This window comes from Cytobacillus massiliigabonensis, assembly GCF_900199725.1.
In the GTDB taxonomy this organism is placed as follows: domain Bacteria; phylum Bacillota; class Bacilli; order Bacillales; family Cytobacillaceae; genus Cytobacillus; species Cytobacillus massiliigabonensis.
On the sequence record NZ_LT904903.1, the window covers coordinates 1,036,519 to 1,054,765 of the forward strand.

16 protein-coding genes and 1 rRNA gene are annotated in these 18,247 nt (G+C 40.7%); 14 read left to right on the top strand and 3 right to left on the bottom strand.

Going from position 1 to position 18,247, the window contains the following annotated elements; genetic code table 11:
• The first annotated feature begins 398 nt into the window (after window positions 1-398).
• The 9 genes from C1726_RS11060 to C1726_RS11100 all read left to right on the top strand — a co-directional run bounded on the left by C1726_RS11060 (window position 399) and on the right by C1726_RS11100 (window position 9,906).
• Complete coding sequence (locus C1726_RS11060) at window positions 399-602, top strand: gamma-type small acid-soluble spore protein (protein ID WP_102273188.1); 204 nt, start codon at window positions 399-401, stop codon at window positions 600-602.
• A gap of 261 nt (window positions 603-863) precedes the next feature.
• Entirely contained in the window at window positions 864-1,115 is a 252-nt protein-coding gene (locus C1726_RS11065; protein WP_102273280.1) for a YgaB family protein, read from the top strand.
• 413 nt (window positions 1,116-1,528) lie between these two features.
• Window positions 1,529-2,059, top strand: a complete 531-nt coding sequence (gene ntdP / locus C1726_RS11070; protein ID WP_102273189.1) for a nucleoside tri-diphosphate phosphatase — start codon at window positions 1,529-1,531, stop codon at window positions 2,057-2,059.
• A gap of 137 nt (window positions 2,060-2,196) precedes the next feature.
• Window positions 2,197-3,945 (top strand): ABC transporter ATP-binding protein, encoded by a 1,749-nt coding sequence (locus C1726_RS11075; RefSeq protein ID WP_102273190.1) that lies wholly within the window; start codon window positions 2,197-2,199, stop codon window positions 3,943-3,945.
• Window positions 3,946-4,221: 276 nt separating this feature from the next.
• Window positions 4,222-5,220, top strand: a complete 999-nt coding sequence (locus tag C1726_RS11080) for an ABC transporter ATP-binding protein (protein ID WP_102273191.1) — start codon at window positions 4,222-4,224, stop codon at window positions 5,218-5,220.
• Window positions 5,213-6,187, top strand: coding sequence for an ABC transporter ATP-binding protein (locus tag C1726_RS11085; RefSeq protein ID WP_102273192.1), 975 nt, complete (start codon window positions 5,213-5,215; stop codon window positions 6,185-6,187). The genes C1726_RS11080 and C1726_RS11085 overlap by 8 nt, the downstream gene beginning before the upstream one ends.
• An 89-nt stretch (window positions 6,188-6,276) precedes the next feature.
• Entirely contained in the window at window positions 6,277-7,902 is a 1,626-nt protein-coding gene (locus tag C1726_RS11090) for an ABC transporter substrate-binding protein (RefSeq protein ID WP_102273193.1), read from the top strand.
• Window positions 7,903-7,989: 87 nt separating this feature from the next.
• Window positions 7,990-8,994, top strand: coding sequence for an ABC transporter permease (locus tag C1726_RS11095; protein WP_102273281.1), 1,005 nt, complete (start codon window positions 7,990-7,992; stop codon window positions 8,992-8,994).
• A 12-nt stretch (window positions 8,995-9,006) separates the two neighbouring features.
• Entirely contained in the window at window positions 9,007-9,906 is a 900-nt protein-coding gene (locus C1726_RS11100) for an ABC transporter permease (RefSeq protein ID WP_102273194.1), read from the top strand.
• A 40-nt stretch (window positions 9,907-9,946) separates the two neighbouring features.
• Here the strand turns inward: C1726_RS11100 and C1726_RS11105 are convergent, their stop codons facing one another.
• A complete protein-coding gene (locus C1726_RS11105) occupies window positions 9,947-11,017 on the bottom strand; it encodes an FUSC family protein (RefSeq protein WP_102273195.1) in 1,071 nt (356 codons plus the stop codon).
• Window positions 11,018-11,255: 238 nt separating this feature from the next.
• A complete protein-coding gene (locus C1726_RS11110; RefSeq protein WP_102273196.1) occupies window positions 11,256-12,551 on the bottom strand; it encodes a glutamate-1-semialdehyde 2,1-aminomutase in 1,296 nt (431 codons plus the stop codon).
• Window positions 12,552-12,735: 184 nt separating this feature from the next.
• Here C1726_RS11110 and C1726_RS11115 point away from each other — a divergent pair, with 184 nt between their 5' ends.
• The 3 genes from C1726_RS11115 (at window position 12,736) to perR (ending at window position 14,498) form a co-directional block, all read left to right on the top strand.
• Window positions 12,736-13,143 (top strand): potassium channel family protein, encoded by a 408-nt coding sequence (locus tag C1726_RS11115; RefSeq protein ID WP_102273197.1) that lies wholly within the window; start codon window positions 12,736-12,738, stop codon window positions 13,141-13,143.
• 88 nt (window positions 13,144-13,231) lie between these two features.
• Window positions 13,232-13,702, top strand: a complete 471-nt coding sequence (gene bcp / locus C1726_RS11120) for a thioredoxin-dependent thiol peroxidase (RefSeq protein ID WP_102273198.1) — start codon at window positions 13,232-13,234, stop codon at window positions 13,700-13,702.
• A 358-nt stretch (window positions 13,703-14,060) separates the two neighbouring features.
• Window positions 14,061-14,498, top strand: a complete 438-nt coding sequence (gene perR / locus C1726_RS11125) for a peroxide-responsive transcriptional repressor PerR (RefSeq protein ID WP_165571533.1) — start codon at window positions 14,061-14,063, stop codon at window positions 14,496-14,498.
• Between the two features lie 96 nt (window positions 14,499-14,594).
• Here perR and C1726_RS11130 read toward each other — a convergent pair whose 3' ends face one another.
• Entirely contained in the window at window positions 14,595-14,954 is a 360-nt protein-coding gene (locus C1726_RS11130; RefSeq protein ID WP_102273199.1) for a YgzB family protein, read from the bottom strand.
• A gap of 291 nt (window positions 14,955-15,245) precedes the next feature.
• Between C1726_RS11130 and C1726_RS11135 the strand changes: the two genes are divergently transcribed.
• Complete coding sequence (locus C1726_RS11135; RefSeq protein WP_102273200.1) at window positions 15,246-16,121, top strand: nucleotidyltransferase-like protein; 876 nt, start codon at window positions 15,246-15,248, stop codon at window positions 16,119-16,121.
• 262 nt (window positions 16,122-16,383) lie between these two features.
• Window positions 16,384-17,934: ribosomal RNA gene (locus C1726_RS11140) — 16S ribosomal RNA — on the top strand.
• Window positions 17,935-18,247 lie beyond the last annotated feature (313 nt).

Genomic DNA, 18,247 nt, shown 5'->3' on the forward strand with positions numbered 1-18,247 from the left:
GACAGGAAAGCCGGATTCCAGCACAATGGAGTCCGAACCAAGCCCAACTTCAGACAGGAAAGCCGGATTACAGCTTAATCGAGTCCGAACGAGGGTCAACTTCAGACAGGAAAGCCGGATTTTAGCTCAATCGAGTCCGAACGAGGGGCAACTTCAGGAAAGCCGGATTTCAGCTCAATCGAGTCCGAACTAGTGTCAACTTCGGACAGGAAAGCCGGATTCCAGCACAATGGAGTCCGAACCAGCCTTAACTTCAATCCAGTTTTTATGTAATTCAAGAGAAATAGAAGAACGATTACTTGCTGGAATATGCATGGCCAGTTTGAAATTTATTTTTAAAAAATATGTGGATATTTCCTCTGCTCTTGGACAAATTAATAGGCGTGGAGGTGATAACAATGGCAAAACAACCAAATCAATCTCAAGCTGGAACAAACATTCAAGAAGTAAGACAGCAAAATGCTCAATCAGCTGGTGCTGGTGCAGGAGCTGGTCAATTCGGAACAGAATTTGCTAGCGAAACAAATGCACAAGAGGTAAGACAGCAAAACCAACAAGCAGAAGCTCGTAAAGCGAAAAATTCAGGCCGTCAAGGTCAGTAATATTCAAAAAAGGCGCTCTTCAATTCGGAAGGGTGCCTTTTTCGTTTGTCTAAATCAAGTTCACGCTTTTTCTTTGCATTTGAGAGGAAGTTAAAGCTTTTTTCGTTTAGTTTGACCAATTAAGGCAATAATGAGTATGTGAAAAAACATGTTCCTTTCGACAAAACTTCCCTTTGCTCAACAGAAGTAGTCAAAGGAATCATGTCCTAGTGAGAGAATACATAATACAGATAAAACAAACAGGACGGTGATACTCGGATGATGAAAAGCTTTGACCTTTTAGTAACTGAACAAATGCAAACAATGGAAAAACTATTATATCTTCAAGGTGAGCTTGAGCGTTGTGAAGAAATCGAAGAAGAGCTAAAATCGCTCCAGCAGGAGACTGAACTAGAAAGTCTTCAAACGGAAATTGCTAATATGAAAAAAGAGTTAAGAGAAATTCATCGCGTTTTTGAATCCCAGACAGAGGAAGTCATTCGTTCTTATCAAGAGGTGAAAGTTTCAGTATAAAAGGTTGGAATTGAAAATTAATTATATTTTTTCTACTAGCCATTGAGGATTTTCAATGGCTCTTTGTTTTAAATTTCTACTGAAACCGTTATAATAAATAGAAAAAGGATTCGTACTTTGTTGCCTTTAATTAATTTAAGGACTATTAAGAAATTTGAAATTCGTATAGCAACTGGATGATTAGGCGATGTCTAGCTTCAGCGCATAGAGGCTCGGGTTATAAGCCAATCCGAAAAAAAGGTTAAAGAACAGCCTTTCTGCCGGCTTGTCTTATGTTTGTCGCTTCTGGGCTCTAAGGAAAGCTGCTTAGAGATTAGACTTCGCAGAAACAAGCAGTTTTTGCTTGTTTCTAAGGCGCTTACGCATTTCAGCTAGGTTTCAAAGCCCGGGTATATGAAAGTAGGGGAGAAAGAATGGCCGTACCCATAGAAGGAGAACCGATACAAATTCATAGTTATAAACATAATGGGCACATCCATCGCGTCTGGGATGAAACAACCATATTAAAAGGAACGCAAAATCTAGTAATTGGCGGAAACGATCGGACGATTGTTACGGAATCAGATGGCAGGACATGGGTTACCAGAGAGCCAGCTATTTGTTATTTTCATTCACAATATTGGTTTAATGTGATTGGCATGATTCGTGAGGATGGCATTTATTATTATTGCAATCTTAGCTCTCCATTTATTTTTGACGGAGAGGCAGTAAAGTATATTGATTATGATCTTGATATTAAAGTGTTTCCAGACATGACCTTTAATTTGCTGGATGAGGATGAATATGAGCGTCATCGTCAGGAAATGAATTATCCAGAGCCGATCGATCGGATTCTGAAGCATAATGTGGATCAATTAATTCATTGGATTAGACAAAGAAAAGGTCCATTTGCTCCGGATTTTATTGATATGTGGTATGAAAGATATTTAACATACAGACGCTAATGACAAGGATGAATGTGTCGGACGTAACGCCTGTTGAGCCTTAGATCAACAGGTTTTTATGTGGGAAAATAATGAACGATGCATATCTATTAGCCAATATGTCTTGGAGCAAGTTGCGAAATAAGAGGGGGAAAAAGTTGGATAGCATCAAGCGCTACATGCAGTTTGTTAAACCGTATCGTCTTCAAATCATTGTAACCATTATCATTGGGATTATTAAGTTTGCCATCCCGCTCATGATTCCGCTGTTAATTAAGTATGTAATTGATGATATAGCAGGCAATACATCTTTAAGCAGCGCCGAACAATCGAGCAAGCTGTTTATGATTATGGGCATTATGATTGTTATTTTTGTTGTTGTCAGACCGCCGATTGAATATTACCGGCAGTACTTTGCGCAATGGGTGGCAAGCAAAATTTTATACGATATTCGGGATAAGCTGTTTACGCATATTCAGAAGCTGAGCTTTAAATACTACGCAAATACAAGAGCAGGGGAAGTTATATCAAGAGTTATTAACGATGTCGAGCAAACGAAAACATTTGTGATCACAGGATTAATGAACCTGTGGCTAGATATTGCAACCATCATTATCGCAGTGGTTATCATGCTGCAAATGGATGTGACTCTAACAATTGTTTCGTTAATTTTATTCCCTTTCTACGGATTTTCAGTGAAATACTTCTTCGGCAATTTAAGAAAGCTGACAAGAAGACGGTCACAGGCACTTGCTGAGGTACAGGGCTATCTTCATGAAAGAGTACAAGGGATGGCTGTGATTAAAAGCTTTGCGATCGAGGATTATGAACAAACACAATTTGATAAGCAAAATAGTAATTTCTTAACAAAGGCTATCGACCATACGAAATGGAATGCGAAAGCTTTTGCAGTTGTGAATACGATAACAGATATCGCTCCATTAATCGTTATCGGGTATTCGGGGTACCAGGTAATCCAAGGGGATCTTTCCATAGGGACGATGATGGCGTTTATTGCCTATATTGACCGGTTATACAATCCGCTTAGAAGGCTAGTAAATTCTTCAACAACAATGACACAAGCGATCGCATCCATGGACAGGGTTTTCGATTTAATCGATGAGAAATACGATATTGACGACTCGCCAAATGCGATTGAATGTAAACATGTGAACGGAGATATCGATTTTGAAAAGGTAAGCTTCTCCTATAGTGAAAAGGAAGAGCCTGTCTTAAAAAATATTTCCCTCCATGTGCAAAAAGGAGAGACGATCGCTCTCGTAGGTATGAGTGGAGGTGGGAAATCCTCCCTTGTTGGATTGATTCCGCGATTTTATGATGTTACGAACGGAAGGATTCTTCTGGATGGAGAGGACATTCGCTCGTTTAAAGTTCGCTCGTTAAGAGACAAAATCGGAATGGTACTTCAGGATAATATTTTATTTAGTGAATCGGTTAAAACAAATATTTTATTAGGAAAACCAGAAGCAACGAATGATGAAGTCATTGCAGCAGCAAAGGCTGCCAATGCCCATGAATTTATTATGAATTTGCCAGATGGCTATGAGACGAAAGTAGGAGAGCGTGGTGTGAAGCTTTCAGGCGGGCAAAAGCAGCGGGTAGCGATTGCGAGGATCTTTTTAAAGAATCCGCCGATCCTGATTTTAGATGAAGCCACATCCGCACTAGATTTAGAAAGTGAGCATTTGATTCAGGAGGCGCTTGAACAATTGGCGAAAGACCGGACAACCTTTATTGTTGCTCACCGCTTATCCACGATCACACATGCAGATCGCATCATCCTCATTGAGCACGGAGAAATTGTAGAAGTAGGAAGTCATGAAGAATTAATGCAGAAACAAGGAAATTATTATAAGCTGTTCCAAGTACAGCAATTGGAGCATTAAACGTTAAGCTGATCCTAATTTTAGGGTCAGCTTTCTTTTTGTCTTAAATAGTCATTATTGCCTAACTAACACATATGATAGTAGAGATTATTGGAGTAACCATGTCAGATTATACATATTTTTGTCGGAAAATATAAAATTATTGATATATTCATATAATTTAAATAAATCAGTAGACTTAGAGAAACTTTTTTAATAGAATAAAAAGCAAGCGATTATAAATTCCGACTTTTCGGAATTTAACCAATGGGTGGACACCTAGAAAGGAGTATCACTGTGACACAAGCTCCAGTATTAGATGTAAAGCAGTTGAAGACATCATTTTTTTCAGCGGATGGAGAAATACCTGCAGTTGATGAAGTGAGCTTTTCGGTAAATAAGGGAGAAATTCTAGGGATTGTAGGAGAGTCTGGCTGCGGAAAAAGTGTCACTTCATTATCAATCATGAAGCTGATTCCTCAGCCGCCAGGGAAAATTGTCGGTGGAGAAATCCTGCTCAACGGAGAGAATATTGTTCATTCCTCTGAAAAAAGAATGCGTGAAATTAGGGGAAATGAAGTAGCGATGATTTTCCAGGAGCCGATGACTTCATTAAACCCGTTGTTCACAATCGGCAATCAGCTGATTGAAGGCATCAAAATACATACAAAAGCAGGAAAAAAAGAAGCATTTCAGCAAGCAGTTGAAATGCTGAAGCTAGTCGGTTTGCCTAGGGCTGAACAGATCATGCATGAATATCCTCATCAGCTCTCTGGAGGAATGAGGCAAAGGGTCATGATTGCGATGGCGCTTTCCTGCCATCCAAAGCTGCTCATTGCAGATGAGCCAACCACTGCATTAGATGTAACCATTCAAGCACAAATTCTAGCCTTAATGAAAGATTTGAATGAAAAGCTAGACACAGCCATCGTATTAATTACTCATGATTTAGGTGTAGTAGCGGAAGTGTGTGAACGAGTGATTGTTATGTATGCAGGGAAGATAGTGGAAGAGGCGCCAGTAATAGAGATTTTTAAAAATCCGAAGCATCCATATACGCTTGGATTGCTGCAGTCGGTGCCAGATGTCCGTGAAAAGAAAGAACGTCTCTTTTCGATTCCCGGCAATGTTCCAAAACCAGGATCCATTAGGAAGGGCTGCCGTTTTGCAGCCAGATGCGAATTCGTTCATGAACGCTGTCTCTCAGACACCCCTTCATTGTACAAGGTAGAAGGTGCCGATCAGCATACAGTAAGATGTTTTCTGCATGAATCGGGAGGTGCGGCAATTGGCTGAGGTCCTGTTAGAGGTTAATCAATTAAAGAAGTACTTTCCAATAACCGGGGGAATATTCGGCAAAAGAGTTGGGGAAGTAAAAGCAGTGGATGACATTAGCTTTTTCGTAAACAAAGGAGAAACGCTTGGTCTTGTTGGGGAGTCAGGCTGCGGGAAATCAACGACAGGGCGAATGTTAATGCGCTTGATTGAACCAACGGAAGGGAAAGTGCTCTTTGAAGGAAAAGAGTTAACAAACCTGTCTGATGGGGACATGAGAAAAATGCGCAAGGAAATGCAAATGGTTTTCCAAGATCCCTTTGCCTCCTTAAATCCCCGCCATACAGTCGAAAAGATTCTAGAAGAACCGCTCATCGTCCATGGGATTGGGGATAAAGAGGAGCGGAAAAAAAGGGTAAAAGAAATGCTTGAGGTTGTAGGTCTAAGCAGTTACCATGCAAAACGCTATCCGCACCAATTCAGCGGCGGACAGAGACAGCGGATTGGGATTGCTAGAGCATTGATGACAAAGCCGAAGCTTATTATTGCTGATGAGCCTGTTTCAGCATTGGATGTTTCTATTCAGTCACAGGTATTAAATCTGCTTGAAGACCTGCAAGAGGAATTCCAGCTTACTTATATCTTTATTGCACATGATTTAGGGGTTGTTAAGCATATTAGCGATCGAGTGGGTGTGATGTATCTTGGAAGATTAGTAGAAATTACGGCAGCTGAGAAATTATACGAGAATCCGCTCCATCCATATACAAAGGCTTTATTAGGTGCTGTTCCAGTTCCAGATCCTACATTGAAAAAGGAGAGGGAACTTTTAACAGGTGATATTCCAAGTCCTTCAAATCCGCCATCTGGCTGTGCATTTCACACGAGATGCAGAGAGTGCATGGACATTTGTAAAACGGAAAGGCCTCAATTAGAGGAAATTGAACCTGGTCATTTTGCGGCATGCCATTTGTATAAGAAGAGTTGATCTCAATCATTTGGAGATGCTGCGTGAATGATAGATGACAAAAGCCAGAAGTCTATTACTCTTTGGTGAAAGAAAAAAGGGGGAAAACAATGAAAAAGCGCGGGATTTTATTTCTAGTTTTTGCTTTGCTTCTATCTCTTGCATTGGTTGGCTGCAGTGGCAACAGCTCAACAGGGGGCACGAAGGAAGAGGAAGAAAAAGATACAGGGACAGAAGAAGGGACAACGGAAACAGAAGAGGGAGCAGGTGGCGGTACATTAGTATTTGGCCGCGGCGGAGATTCAACTTCTCTTGATCCAGCTGTGACAACTGAAGGAGAAGCATTTAAGGTTACAAAAAACATTTTTGAAACATTAATTAACTTTGGGGAGCAAGATACTGAGATTGAAGCAGGACTTGCTACTGAATGGGAAACGAGTGAAGATGGATTAAAGCATACATTAAAGCTTCGTGAAGGCGTTAAATTCCATGATGGAACAGACTTTAATGCAGAAGCTGTTGTCTTTAACTTTGAGCGCTGGAAAGCAGGGAATGCGGAGCAATTCTATTACTATAACTCTCAGTTTGGCGACAAAATTGATAGTGTTGTAGCGGTTGATGATTATACGGTTGAATTTAATTTAAATAAACCAATTGCGCCATTCTTCAAAAACCTGGCAATGTCGCCATTTGGCATTGCAAGCCCGGCAGCAATTGAAAAGCATGGAGAAAAGTTTATTGAAAATCCAGTTGGAACAGGTCCGTTCGTATTTAAAGAGTGGAAGCGTAATGACCGGATTACGATTGAAAAGTTTGCGGATTATTGGCAAGAGGGACTTCCAAAGCTAGATCAAGTGATCTTCCGCTCCATTCCGGAAAACTCTGCTCGTCTAAATGCTTTAGCTTCAGGCGAGGTTGATTTAATCGATGGAGTGAACTTCAGCGATGTAGCGACAATTGAAGGAAACCCAGATTTACAAGTATTCGAACGTCCAACATTGAACGTTGCTTATCTTGGTTTAACGAATACGCGCGGACCGCTTCAGGATAAGCTTGTCCGTCAAGCGCTTAATCATGCAGTTGACAAAAAGGCGTTAATCGACGCGTTTTATGCTGGAGCAGCTGATCCGGCAATTAATCCGATGCCTCCAGTAGTAGCAGGCTATAATGATGCAGTGGAAGACTATCCGTATGATCCGGAAAAAGCAAAGGAATTGTTAAAAGAAGCAGGCTATGAGAACGGTTTTGAAATGGAACTATGGGCAATGCCTGTTCCGCGTCCGTATATGCCTGATGGACAAAAGGTTGCTGAAGCATTACAAGCAAACTTTGAAGCGATTGGGGTAAAAGCAAAAATCGTTTCCTATGAGTGGGGGACGTATTTAGAAAAGGCGAATAAAGGGGAAGCGGATTCATTCTTGCTTGGCTGGACTGGTGACAACGGGGATGCTGACAACTTCTTATATGTTCTTTTAGATGAGGATGCAATTGGCTCAAATAACTATACGTACTACAAAAATCCAAAGGTTCATGAATTATTATTAAAGGCTCAAGCTAGCTCTGATCAAGCAGAACGTGAAGAGCTTTATAAGCAAGCGCAAGTCATTATTAAAGATGATGCTCCATGGATTCCGCTTGTTCACTCAAGACCAATCCTAGCGGGTAAAGCTGGTATTTCTAACTTTAAACCGCACCCAACAGGCTCTGACTTACTTTCTAATGTTGAATTAAAATAAGACTTATGAGAAGGGAGTTCAGCAGTGACTCCCTTTTCTATTCCAGCTCAATTGACTTTTGGACAACCTTGGAGTGAGGTGAAAAAGATGTTTTCCTATACGATAAAACGAGTATTGTCCTTAGTGCCGGTTTTGCTTGGTCTATCCTTGATTGTCTTTTTTATGATTCGGGCAATTCCGGGGGATCCTGCACAAATTATTCTTGGACAATTAGCAACAAAAGAGGCTGTTGCAGACTTAACAAAGCAGCTGGGGCTTGATCAGCCTTGGTATATTCAGTACTTTACATATCTCGGGGGCTTATTAACCGGGGATTTAGGTGAATCGATTAAGACAAAGACGGCGATCAGCCAAGAAATCTGGCCGTATTTAGCAGCAACAATCGAGCTATCATTTTGTGCGATTGTGATCGCGATTGTTATTGGAGTAAATGCTGGCATCATTAGTGCCTGGTACCAAAATTCATGGTTTGACTATATTGCAATGGTACTTGCTCTTATCGGGGTGTCCATGCCAATCTTCTGGCTTGGATTAATGGAGCAATGGGTGTTTGCGATTAATCTTGACTGGCTTCCAACATCGGGAAGAGAGGAGGTCAGAAATCCAGTCACATCGATCACGAATATCTATATGATTGATACATTGCTGCAAGGAAGAATGGATCAATTTTGGGATGTTGTGAAGCATTTGATACTTCCGGCATTTGCATTAGCGACTATTCCGATGGCAATAATTGCAAGGATTACAAGATCTTCCATGCTTGAAGTGATGAGGTCTGATTTCATTCGTACAGCAAGAGCAAAGGGATTACGGATGTTCTGGGTCGTTTATAAGCATTCTTTAAAAAATGCCATTATTCCAGTTCTTACGATTATCGGTCTTCAAACGGGTCTTTTGCTGGGAGGAGCGATTTTAACAGAAACGATCTTTAGCTGGCCGGGAATGGGACGTTATATTTACGATGCAATTAATGCCCGTGACTATCCTGTTATTCAATCTGGGATATTAATCATTGCCTTTATTTTCGTCATGATTAACTTAGTTGTGGACTTGCTCTATGCAGCAATTGATCCGCGGATTAAATATAATTAGGGGGGAACACACTTGGAACTTTCTACTCGAAAAGATTTACAGCCGCAGCTTGTACCTGAAGAAGACAAGGTCGTTTCCCCTTGGCTTGAGGCCTGGAGAAGCTTTCGCAAGAATAAATTAGCCCTGATTGGCACATTAATTGTTCTATTCTTTATCGTCATCGCAGTATTTGCACCAGTGATTGCTCCCCAAGGAATAAATGAGCAAATGCTTTCAAAACGATTGCAGGCGCCCTCAGGTGAGCATTGGTTTGGTACGGATGATTTTGGAAGAGATATTTTTTCAAGGGTTATTTATGGGACAAGAATCTCATTGTGGGTTGGATTTCTTGCAGTTATGGGGTCCATTATTGTCGGCTGTTTTCTAGGAATCATAGCAGGTTACTATGGGAAATGGGTGGATACTCTTATCTCCCGTCTGTTTGATATCATGCTTGCTTTTCCAAGTATTTTATTAGCGATTGCGATTGTAGCCGTATTAGGCCCATCTTTGAAAAATGCCTTAATTGCGATTGCTGTTATTAATATTCCGAACTTTGGAAGGTTAATCCGATCCCGTGTGTTAAGTGTAAAGCAGGAAGAGTATATTATGGCAGCAAAAGCGGTCGGAATGAAGGATAGCCGGATTTTATTCCGTCATGTGCTGCCTAATAGTATGGCTCCGATTATTGTGCAGGGAACATTGGCCATCGCGACAGCTATTATTGAAGCTGCTGCTCTAGGCTTTCTTGGACTTGGTGCGACTGCTCCTAATCCAGAGTGGGGAAAAATGCTATCAGATGCAAGGCCGCTCTTAATGCAAGCGCCTTGGACGATGTTTTTCCCTGGGATTGCGATTATGCTGACGGTATTAGGCTTTAACTTAATGGGGGATGGCCTCAGAGATGCGCTCGATCCTCGGATGAAAAATTAATAGCGACTCAATAAGAAAAGCAGCTGATGATCAGCTGCTTTTACTCCTCTATCATTATTTCGCTCGTTTTCTTATGATATGTTTGGAAACTAGTAATTAGTTTATCAAGATGGACGACTTGTTCATCATAATTAATAATGGCTGATAGAATTTGTACTGTATGTGATAGCGTTGCTTCATCCTCAATTTTTGCTTCCTTTTGATTGGCAAAAAAGAGATTGAGCAATTCTTTGCTGTTTAGGATAATGTCGCCTTCTTCAAACGTGACATTTGGGCGCACCTTTCCGATGAATTTAAGCATCACATGTTCATGGTAGTGAATGAGACAATCTAATTGCTGCTGGACCGCATGCTGGAATTCAGCAGGCATTTCCTGAAGATCATTTTCAAATCGATGCAATCTTCTTAGCATTTCAAGTGATCTTTTTACAGTGGAAATCATTTGCCTGTATATGACAAGCTTCCGGGATTTCACTAACGTATTTTTTTTGAAATAGTTGCGTTCTTCCTTGTACATGACATATAAATGATCAAGACTTCTAACCGCTTCTTTCATTTTTCCAATATCATTCTTCAGCAGTCGGTGCTCTGATGCATGCCTAATCGTGAGGCGAATCCATTTGGTCGTTTCTTCTGTTATATCGGAAATTTTATAATATAGCTTCTTTTCATACTTTGGAGGCAAGAAAACTAAATTTACGATAAAAGCAGATAATACACCAAGCATGATGGTTGAAAAGCGAATAAGTGCAAATTGGATAAACTCATCACCTGGTGTTTCCATAATTACAATCATTGTAACGAGAGAGAGTGAGATTGTATTTTCGATTTTCAGCTTCAGGTTAATCGTAATCACAATAATCGCCGCAAGTCCAATGATGACCATATGGTTTCCGAGTAATAATACGAAAATAACGGCAATGATTGCCCCAATGACATTCCCTTGAATTTGCTCAATTATGGATAAAAATGACCGGTAAATGGTCGGCTGTACAGCAAAAATCGCTGCGATTGCTGCAAAGACAGGTGAAGGCAGCTGAAATAATTCTGATAATACTAATGATAAAATAATTGCGATTCCCGTTTTCAATATGCGGGCGCCAAGCTTCATACGTACTTATTTCCTTTCTTTTTAAATAATACTACCCTATCCGACAGAATCGAATAAAGTTTTTTGATTGTGCCTCTAGCTTTTGTTAAGTCTATGACATTAATGTACTATACATGGATATCCGAAGAAGCACAATGGGCATTTTTTTGAACTTTCTACTGAAGCTGGATTTTACGTTTAAAGACATAGGAAAAAGGAGCGATAAATCGCTCCTTCAATGATTGGATATTCCAAAATATTATTCGTTTTTCAATGCTTCAAATGCTTGCTGGACTGCATGAATGGTTGCTTGGATATCTTCTTCTGTATGAGCAATGGTGACGAACCATGCTTCATATTTTGAAGGTGCAAGATTGATTCCTTGCTTCAGCATTAATTTGAAGAACTTGGCAAACATTTCGCCATCTGTATTCTCAGCCTGCTCATAATTTACCACTTTTTCTTTTGTGAAATAAACAGTTAATGCGCCCTTTAAGCGGTTAATCGTTATCGGTATATTGAATTCCTTCGCTGCAGCTGCAATTCCTTCTTCAAGCATAGCGCCTAATTGATCAAGGTATTCATACACGCCTTTTTGCTTTAATACTTCAAGACAAGCAATTCCTGAAAGAATCGATGCTGGATTCCCTGCCATTGTTCCTGCCTGATAGGCTGGTCCTAATGGGGCAACGGTCTCCATAATTTCTTTCTTGCCGCCATATGCGCCAATTGGCAGACCTCCGCCAATAATTTTCCCCATTGCTGTTAAATCTGGAGTAACTCCTAACAGATCCTGTGCCCCTCCATACATGAAACGGAATGCAGTAATGACTTCGTCGTAAATAACAAGTGCTCCAGCTTTATGCGTTAGCTCATTGACTTGCTCCAAAAAGCCTGGCTTTGGTTCAACAATCCCGAAGTTTCCAACAATCGGCTCCACGAGAACAGCAGCAATTTGGTCGCCCCATTTTTCTAATGCTTCTTTATATGGTTCGATCTCATTAAATGGAACGGTAATGACTTCCTGGGCAATGCTTTTTGGCACGCCTGCTGAATCAGGTGTTCCAAGTGTAGAAGGTCCTGAACCGGCTGCAACGAGCACAAGATCAGAGTGACCGTGATAACAGCCGGCAAACTTTATGATTTTATCCCTGCCTGTGTATGCCCTTGCCACACGGATGGTTGTCATGACTGCCTCTGTTCCTGAATTAACGAAGCGGACCTTTTCAAGATTTGGCATGGCTTCCTTAAGCATCTCAGCAAACTTTACTTCATGTGGTGTGGGTGTTCCGTAAAGCACACCTGTTTCTGCTGCTGTTTTAATTGCCTCAGTAATATGTGGATGGGCATGACCCGTAATGATTGGTCCGTAAGCAGCTAAATAATCAATATATTGATTGCCGTCCACATCCCAGAAATAAGCGCCCTTCGCTCTTTCCATTACAACAGGTGCACCTCCGCCAACCGCTTTATAAGAGCGGGATGGACTGTTAACCCCCCCTACGATATGTTCAAGTGCTTTTGTATGTATCCGTTCTGAATTTGTGAATTGCATATAAATCCTCCTTACAAAAATAAAATCACTATAGTCTCTCGCATTTATTATCTTACCATTTTTCAAGTTGAGAATGCTGTAACTTATAATTGCGACAATTTTTTTGCCTATCCTCTAAGCTTGTCATACAAAATAATCAAAGCGCGTATAAATAAATAGTATAGAAGGGAAAAGAGGGAGCCATATGCTATTTTATTTGTCCCTGGTAGTAATCGTATTTTGCATGGTGATGAGTTTACGCACTTTGTTTTTGCCGCATAAAATTAAAGGGAAGAAAGTATCCTTTGAGAATTTTCTATATTTAGCCTCTATTTATGTAACGGTCATGCTTGGATTCGGCCTCATTTATATTCTTCTTGAATTGAATGGATTTAATGTGTTTTTGGAAGAGACAGATGCGTGGTATGAAAACTTTTTTAATCGGCTTGAAACAGGGTTTTATTTTAGCGCAGTCACTTTGTTTTCGGTTGGGTATGGGGATATTTCCCCAATTGGAATAGGGAGAATGATTGCTGTTCTTGAAGCGTTAATCGGCTATACAATTCCGGCTGCTTTTGTATTTAGAGCCGTATTTGATTTGGAGACGAAGTAGATTAGTTGTTTTTATTATAGAAATTGGATAGGCTTATAAAAACAGTTGCTTAAAGCAGCTATTGTAAAGAATCAGGAGGGAATAAAGAATGACAGCTGTAGTAGGAGAACTTGCTCCGGACTTTTCATTAAAAGGAAGCAATGGAGAAACCGTTAAATTATCCAATTATCGTGGCAAAAATGTAGTCCTTTATTTCTATCCTAAGGATATGACACCGGGATGTACAACCGAAGCTTGTGATTTCAGAGATCAATATGAAAGCTTTTCCGGTCTAAATGCCGTTATTTTAGGTGTAAGCCCTGATCCGCTCAACCGGCATGAGAAATTTATTGAAAAATATGATCTGCCGTTTGTTTTGCTGACTGATGAAGATCATCAGGCTGCCGAGGCGTATGATGTCTGGAAATTGAAGAAAAACTTTGGGAAAGAATATATGGGAATTGAACGCGCGACTTTTATTATTGATAAAGAGGGTAAGTTGGTAAAGGAATGGAGAAAAGTTAAGGTGAAGGGACATGTTGAAGAAACTCTTCAATTTATAGAGGACAGCCTTTCCTAATACATGGGAGTTTGATTCCAGCCTATTTTTTGGTATCAAGGCTTATGTCCATTCATTTGAGTGGTTTTTGAATATCATTTTATTAGGGCATACCTCCTCAGATACTTTTAAAGCGAATCTTACCCAGATTTGCTTTTTTTTTGCTAAAAAAGATAGTGGTTTTTAATTATTAACCTCATACATATATTAATAAGAAGAATGATACAGTAAAGGGGGATGGAGTACAGGCGGAAAAGTTAATAATGGAATAAACTTGCTGTTTGTGTGTTAGTTATGTTGACAAAAGTAATAATAAATTAGTACACTATTTATAAAGATTATAAAATAAGAATTCTTTTTAGAAAAGAGGTGCATGGCGGTGGCACATATTGAATTAAAGGAAGCGTTAGATACCTTAAAGGATACTGGAGTGCGCATAACACCACAGCGTCATGCGATACTTGAGTATTTAATTAACTCAATGTCACACCCAACTGCCGACGATATTTATAAAGCTCTTGAAGGAAAATTCCCAAATATGAGTGTTGCAACTGTTTACAATAATTTGAGAGTATTCCGTGAGGTTGGACTTGTAAAAGAGTTAACCTATGGCGATGCATCAAGCCGTTTTGATTTTGTCACGACTCACCATTATCATGTGATCTGTGAGCAATGTGGAAAAATTGTTGACTTTCATTATCCAGGTCTAGATGAGGTAGAACATTTAGCATCACATGTGACAGGATTTAAAATCAGTCATCATCGGATGGAGATATACGGTACTTGTCCAGATTGTGCTAGTAAAGAAGCTCATTAATAAATATTGCCGTAATGAAGCTGCTAGCCTATAAGGCTGCTAGCTTTTTTATTTGAACGGATTGAAGCAGAAAAGCTTGGCATTAGAGCCAAGCTTTTACTGTTTTTTCTTTGAGTTATATTTTTCGTCGAACTCTTTGCCCTCAAGATTTGGATCAAGTGTTAATGGTTCATTGCAATACATGCACATGTCTACACGTCCAAGTATTTTCGTATGCTTTTTACAATTCGGACATACGACCTGGACGGTTTTTGTTGAGAGCATCCCAATCCAAAAATATACTGCGACACTTGCAATCATGAATACGAAACCTAAAAACATAAAGATTGTCATGAGTAGAGGGGAATTTTTAAAGAAAATACCTATGTACATGACGATAAATCCAACAAATATCAATGCCAGGGCAAATGTACGGATCTTATTAATTTTACTGGAATACATTGTATACTTAGCCATCCATGTCCCTCCTAAAGAATAACTATATCACATCATTAGATAGAAGATAAATAAAAAAAGCCATGAGTACTTGCTGACGATAGGGTATGTAAATATCGGTCAGCCTAATTTCAACTGCACAAATTTTACTTCGGTACATAAATGTTTGTTCATATAATCAAACCGACAATTTATTTTTTGCTCTCTATTTTACATACTAATAATAATACAAAAGATTTTAAGTGATAAGAGGAAGGAAAATAATAAAAAATTGTCGAAGATATATTCATTAATAAATTTGGAGGAATGATGATGGAAGACATTCTCCGTCCTATTTATCAAGAACGTGCAAGTCAGGCGAACACGCTTGGCGTACTAATGATAAAGAAACGACAAAAGGATATTCCCGTTACAGACACATTTGATGCGGTTTTGCTTGTTTTAGTAGCTGAAGCAGATTCAGCCGTATCGATTAAGCATTATACGTATCACGATAAAAAAGCCGCCTTGTATATTGTGACTGAACAGCAGCTGAATGAATGGCTTTTACTTGGATCAAATAAGAAAATTTTTGATTGGCTATACAATGGAAAGATCCTATTTGACCGCAATGAATATATCCAGAACATAAAAACCGAATTAATGGAGTTCCCGTTCTATGGGAGAAAGCTGAAAATGGGTCTGGAATTTGCAAAGCTTATTCGCCGCTATATGGATGGCAAAGCTTTTTTTGAAAATGATCAATATCTTGATGCCTACAATCATATTGTCCATTCACTTCATCACTTGGCAAGACTGGCAGTGATAGAGCAAGGGTTTCATCCGGAAGTGACAGTTTGGCAGCAGGTGAAACAAATAGATCCTGAAATAACTAAGTTATATGAAGAACTGGTTACGAGCCATGAGCCACTTGATAAACGGCTGGAACTGCTATTCTTGGCGAGTGAGTTTTTAATCCATTCCAAAATGAAAAGCGGAATACAGCATTTAGTTGATGTGCTTGCTGAAAAAGAGTTTTGGTCCATTAATGAAATTATTAGCCATGAGGAAGTCCATCTATATAGTGTAGATCTGACTATGCTTCTTGAGTATTTAATTGATAAAGGCATTATTGAAGTAGTAATGAAAGAAACAAAAGGACAAGGCGTATTTCACCGGTACTATATGCTTGGGAAAAAATTATCTTAAAAAAATAATAAAAGATATTGACCTTTATGAAAATACTTGGTATATTAATATCCGTCGCTGCGATGTACGAGAAAAACATTTTCACAGCTGACGGATGATTTTAAAAAAGTGTTGACTTGAATATTAACACATGATATATTTAAAAAGTCGCTTCTGAGCGATGTAAACAAATTGCTCTTTGAAAACTGAACGAACAAAAAACGTCAACGTTTATTTTTTAGTCTTTTTTAAAAAGGCATTTATGAGCTAATCAACTCACAATTTATTGGAGAGTTTGATCCTGGCTCAGGACGAACGCTGGCGGCGTGCCTAATACATGCAAGTCGAGCGAACTTGCGGGAGCTTGCTCCCAAAAGTTAGCGGCGGACGGGTGAGTAACACGTGGGCAACCTGCCTGTAAGACTGGGATAACTTCGGGAAACCGGAGCTAATACCGGATAATTCTTTTCCTCACATGTGGAAAAGCTGAAAGATGGCTTCGGCTATCACTTACAGATGGGCCCGCGGCGCATTAGCTAGTTGGTGAGGTAACGGCTCACCAAGGCGACGATGCGTAGCCGACCTGAGAGGGTGATCGGCCACACTGGGACTGAGACACGGCCCAGACTCCTACGGGAGGCAGCAGTAGGGAATCTTCCGCAATGGACGAAAGTCTGACGGAGCAACGCCGCGTGAGTGATGAAGGTTTTCGGATCGTAAAACTCTGTTGTTAGGGAAGAACAAGTACCGTTCGAATAGGGCGGTACCTTGACGGTACCTAACCAGAAAGCCACGGCTAACTACGTGCCAGCAGCCGCGGTAATACGTAGGTGGCAAGCGTTGTCCGGAATTATTGGGCGTAAAGCGCGCGCAGGCGGTCTTTTAAGTCTGATGTGAAAGCCCCCGGCTCAACCGGGGAGGGTCATTGGAAACTGGGAGACTTGAGTGCAGAAGAGGAGAGTGGAATTCCACGTGTAGCGGTGAAATGCGTAGAGATGTGGAGGAACACCAGTGGCGAAGGCGACTCTCTGGTCTGTAACTGACGCTGAGGCGCGAAAGCGTGGGGAGCGAACAGGATTAGATACCCTGGTAGTCCACGCCGTAAACGATGAGTGCTAAGTGTTAGAGGGTTTCCGCCCTTTAGTGCTGCAGCAAACGCATTAAGCACTCCGCCTGGGGAGTACGGCCGCAAGGCTGAAACTCAAAGGAATTGACGGGGGCCCGCACAAGCGGTGGAGCATGTGGTTTAATTCGAAGCAACGCGAAGAACCTTACCAGGTCTTGACATCCTCTGACAATCCTAGAGATAGGACTTTCCCCTTCGGGGGACAGAGTGACAGGTGGTGCATGGTTGTCGTCAGCTCGTGTCGTGAGATGTTGGGTTAAGTCCCGCAACGAGCGCAACCCTTGATCTTAGTTGCCAGCATTCAGTTGGGCACTCTAAGGTGACTGCCGGTGACAAACCGGAGGAAGGTGGGGATGACGTCAAATCATCATGCCCCTTATGACCTGGGCTACACACGTGCTACAATGGATGGTACAAAGGGCTGCAAGACCGCGAGGTTTAGCCAATCCCATAAAACCATTCTCAGTTCGGATTGCAGGCTGCAACTCGCCTGCATGAAGCCGGAATCGCTAGTAATCGCGGATCAGCATGCCGCGGTGAATACGTTCCCGGGCCTTGTACACACCGCCCGTCACACCACGAGAGTTTGTAACACCCGAAGTCGGTGGGGTAACCGCAAGGAGCCAGCCGCCTAAGGTGGGACAGATGATTGGGGTGAAGTCGTAACAAGGTAGCCGTATCGGAAGGTGCGGCTGGATCACCTCCTTTCTAAGGATGAAATGAAGTCTAACTTCATTAAAAGACGTTTCATTGTTCGTTCAGTTTTGAGAGAGCAATTCTCTCATATGAATTTGTTCTTTGAAAACTAGATAATGTATATAAAGAAGAATAACCGAGTAATCGCCATCTTAGTTTTCTCTTATTAAAGTTTTAATTTTAAAACGAAATAAGAGCACAAACCATGAGGGCAACAAGAAGCAAGTAGTTCAAGGAAACGATTGAGGAAACACCGGAACGTGCGTAGTTGGCACGTGAGGATGTTGACGAATGAGTTGACGCAGAAATACGCAGCTGATTGTTG

Bases quoted from the DNA above. Each gene is read 5' to 3' on its own strand.
- C1726_RS11060 (WP_102273188.1), top strand. From the start codon at position 399: ATGGCAAAACAACCAAATCAATCTCAAGCTGGAACAAACATTCAAGAA.
- C1726_RS11065 (WP_102273280.1), top strand. From the start codon at position 864: ATGAAAAGCTTTGACCTTTTAGTAACTGAACAAATGCAAACAATGGAA.
- ntdP (WP_102273189.1), top strand. From the start codon at position 1,529: ATGGCCGTACCCATAGAAGGAGAACCGATACAAATTCATAGTTATAAA.
- C1726_RS11090 (WP_102273193.1), top strand. From the start codon at position 6,277: ATGAAAAAGCGCGGGATTTTATTTCTAGTTTTTGCTTTGCTTCTATCT.
- C1726_RS11095 (WP_102273281.1), top strand. From the start codon at position 7,990: ATGTTTTCCTATACGATAAAACGAGTATTGTCCTTAGTGCCGGTTTTG.
- C1726_RS11105 (WP_102273195.1), bottom strand. From the start codon at position 11,017: ATGAAGCTTGGCGCCCGCATATTGAAAACGGGAATCGCAATTATTTTA.
- C1726_RS11110 (WP_102273196.1), bottom strand. From the start codon at position 12,551: ATGCAATTCACAAATTCAGAACGGATACATACAAAAGCACTTGAACAT.
- C1726_RS11115 (WP_102273197.1), top strand. From the start codon at position 12,736: ATGCTATTTTATTTGTCCCTGGTAGTAATCGTATTTTGCATGGTGATG.
- bcp (WP_102273198.1), top strand. From the start codon at position 13,232: ATGACAGCTGTAGTAGGAGAACTTGCTCCGGACTTTTCATTAAAAGGA.
- C1726_RS11130 (WP_102273199.1), bottom strand. From the start codon at position 14,954: ATGGCTAAGTATACAATGTATTCCAGTAAAATTAATAAGATCCGTACA.
- C1726_RS11135 (WP_102273200.1), top strand. From the start codon at position 15,246: ATGGAAGACATTCTCCGTCCTATTTATCAAGAACGTGCAAGTCAGGCG.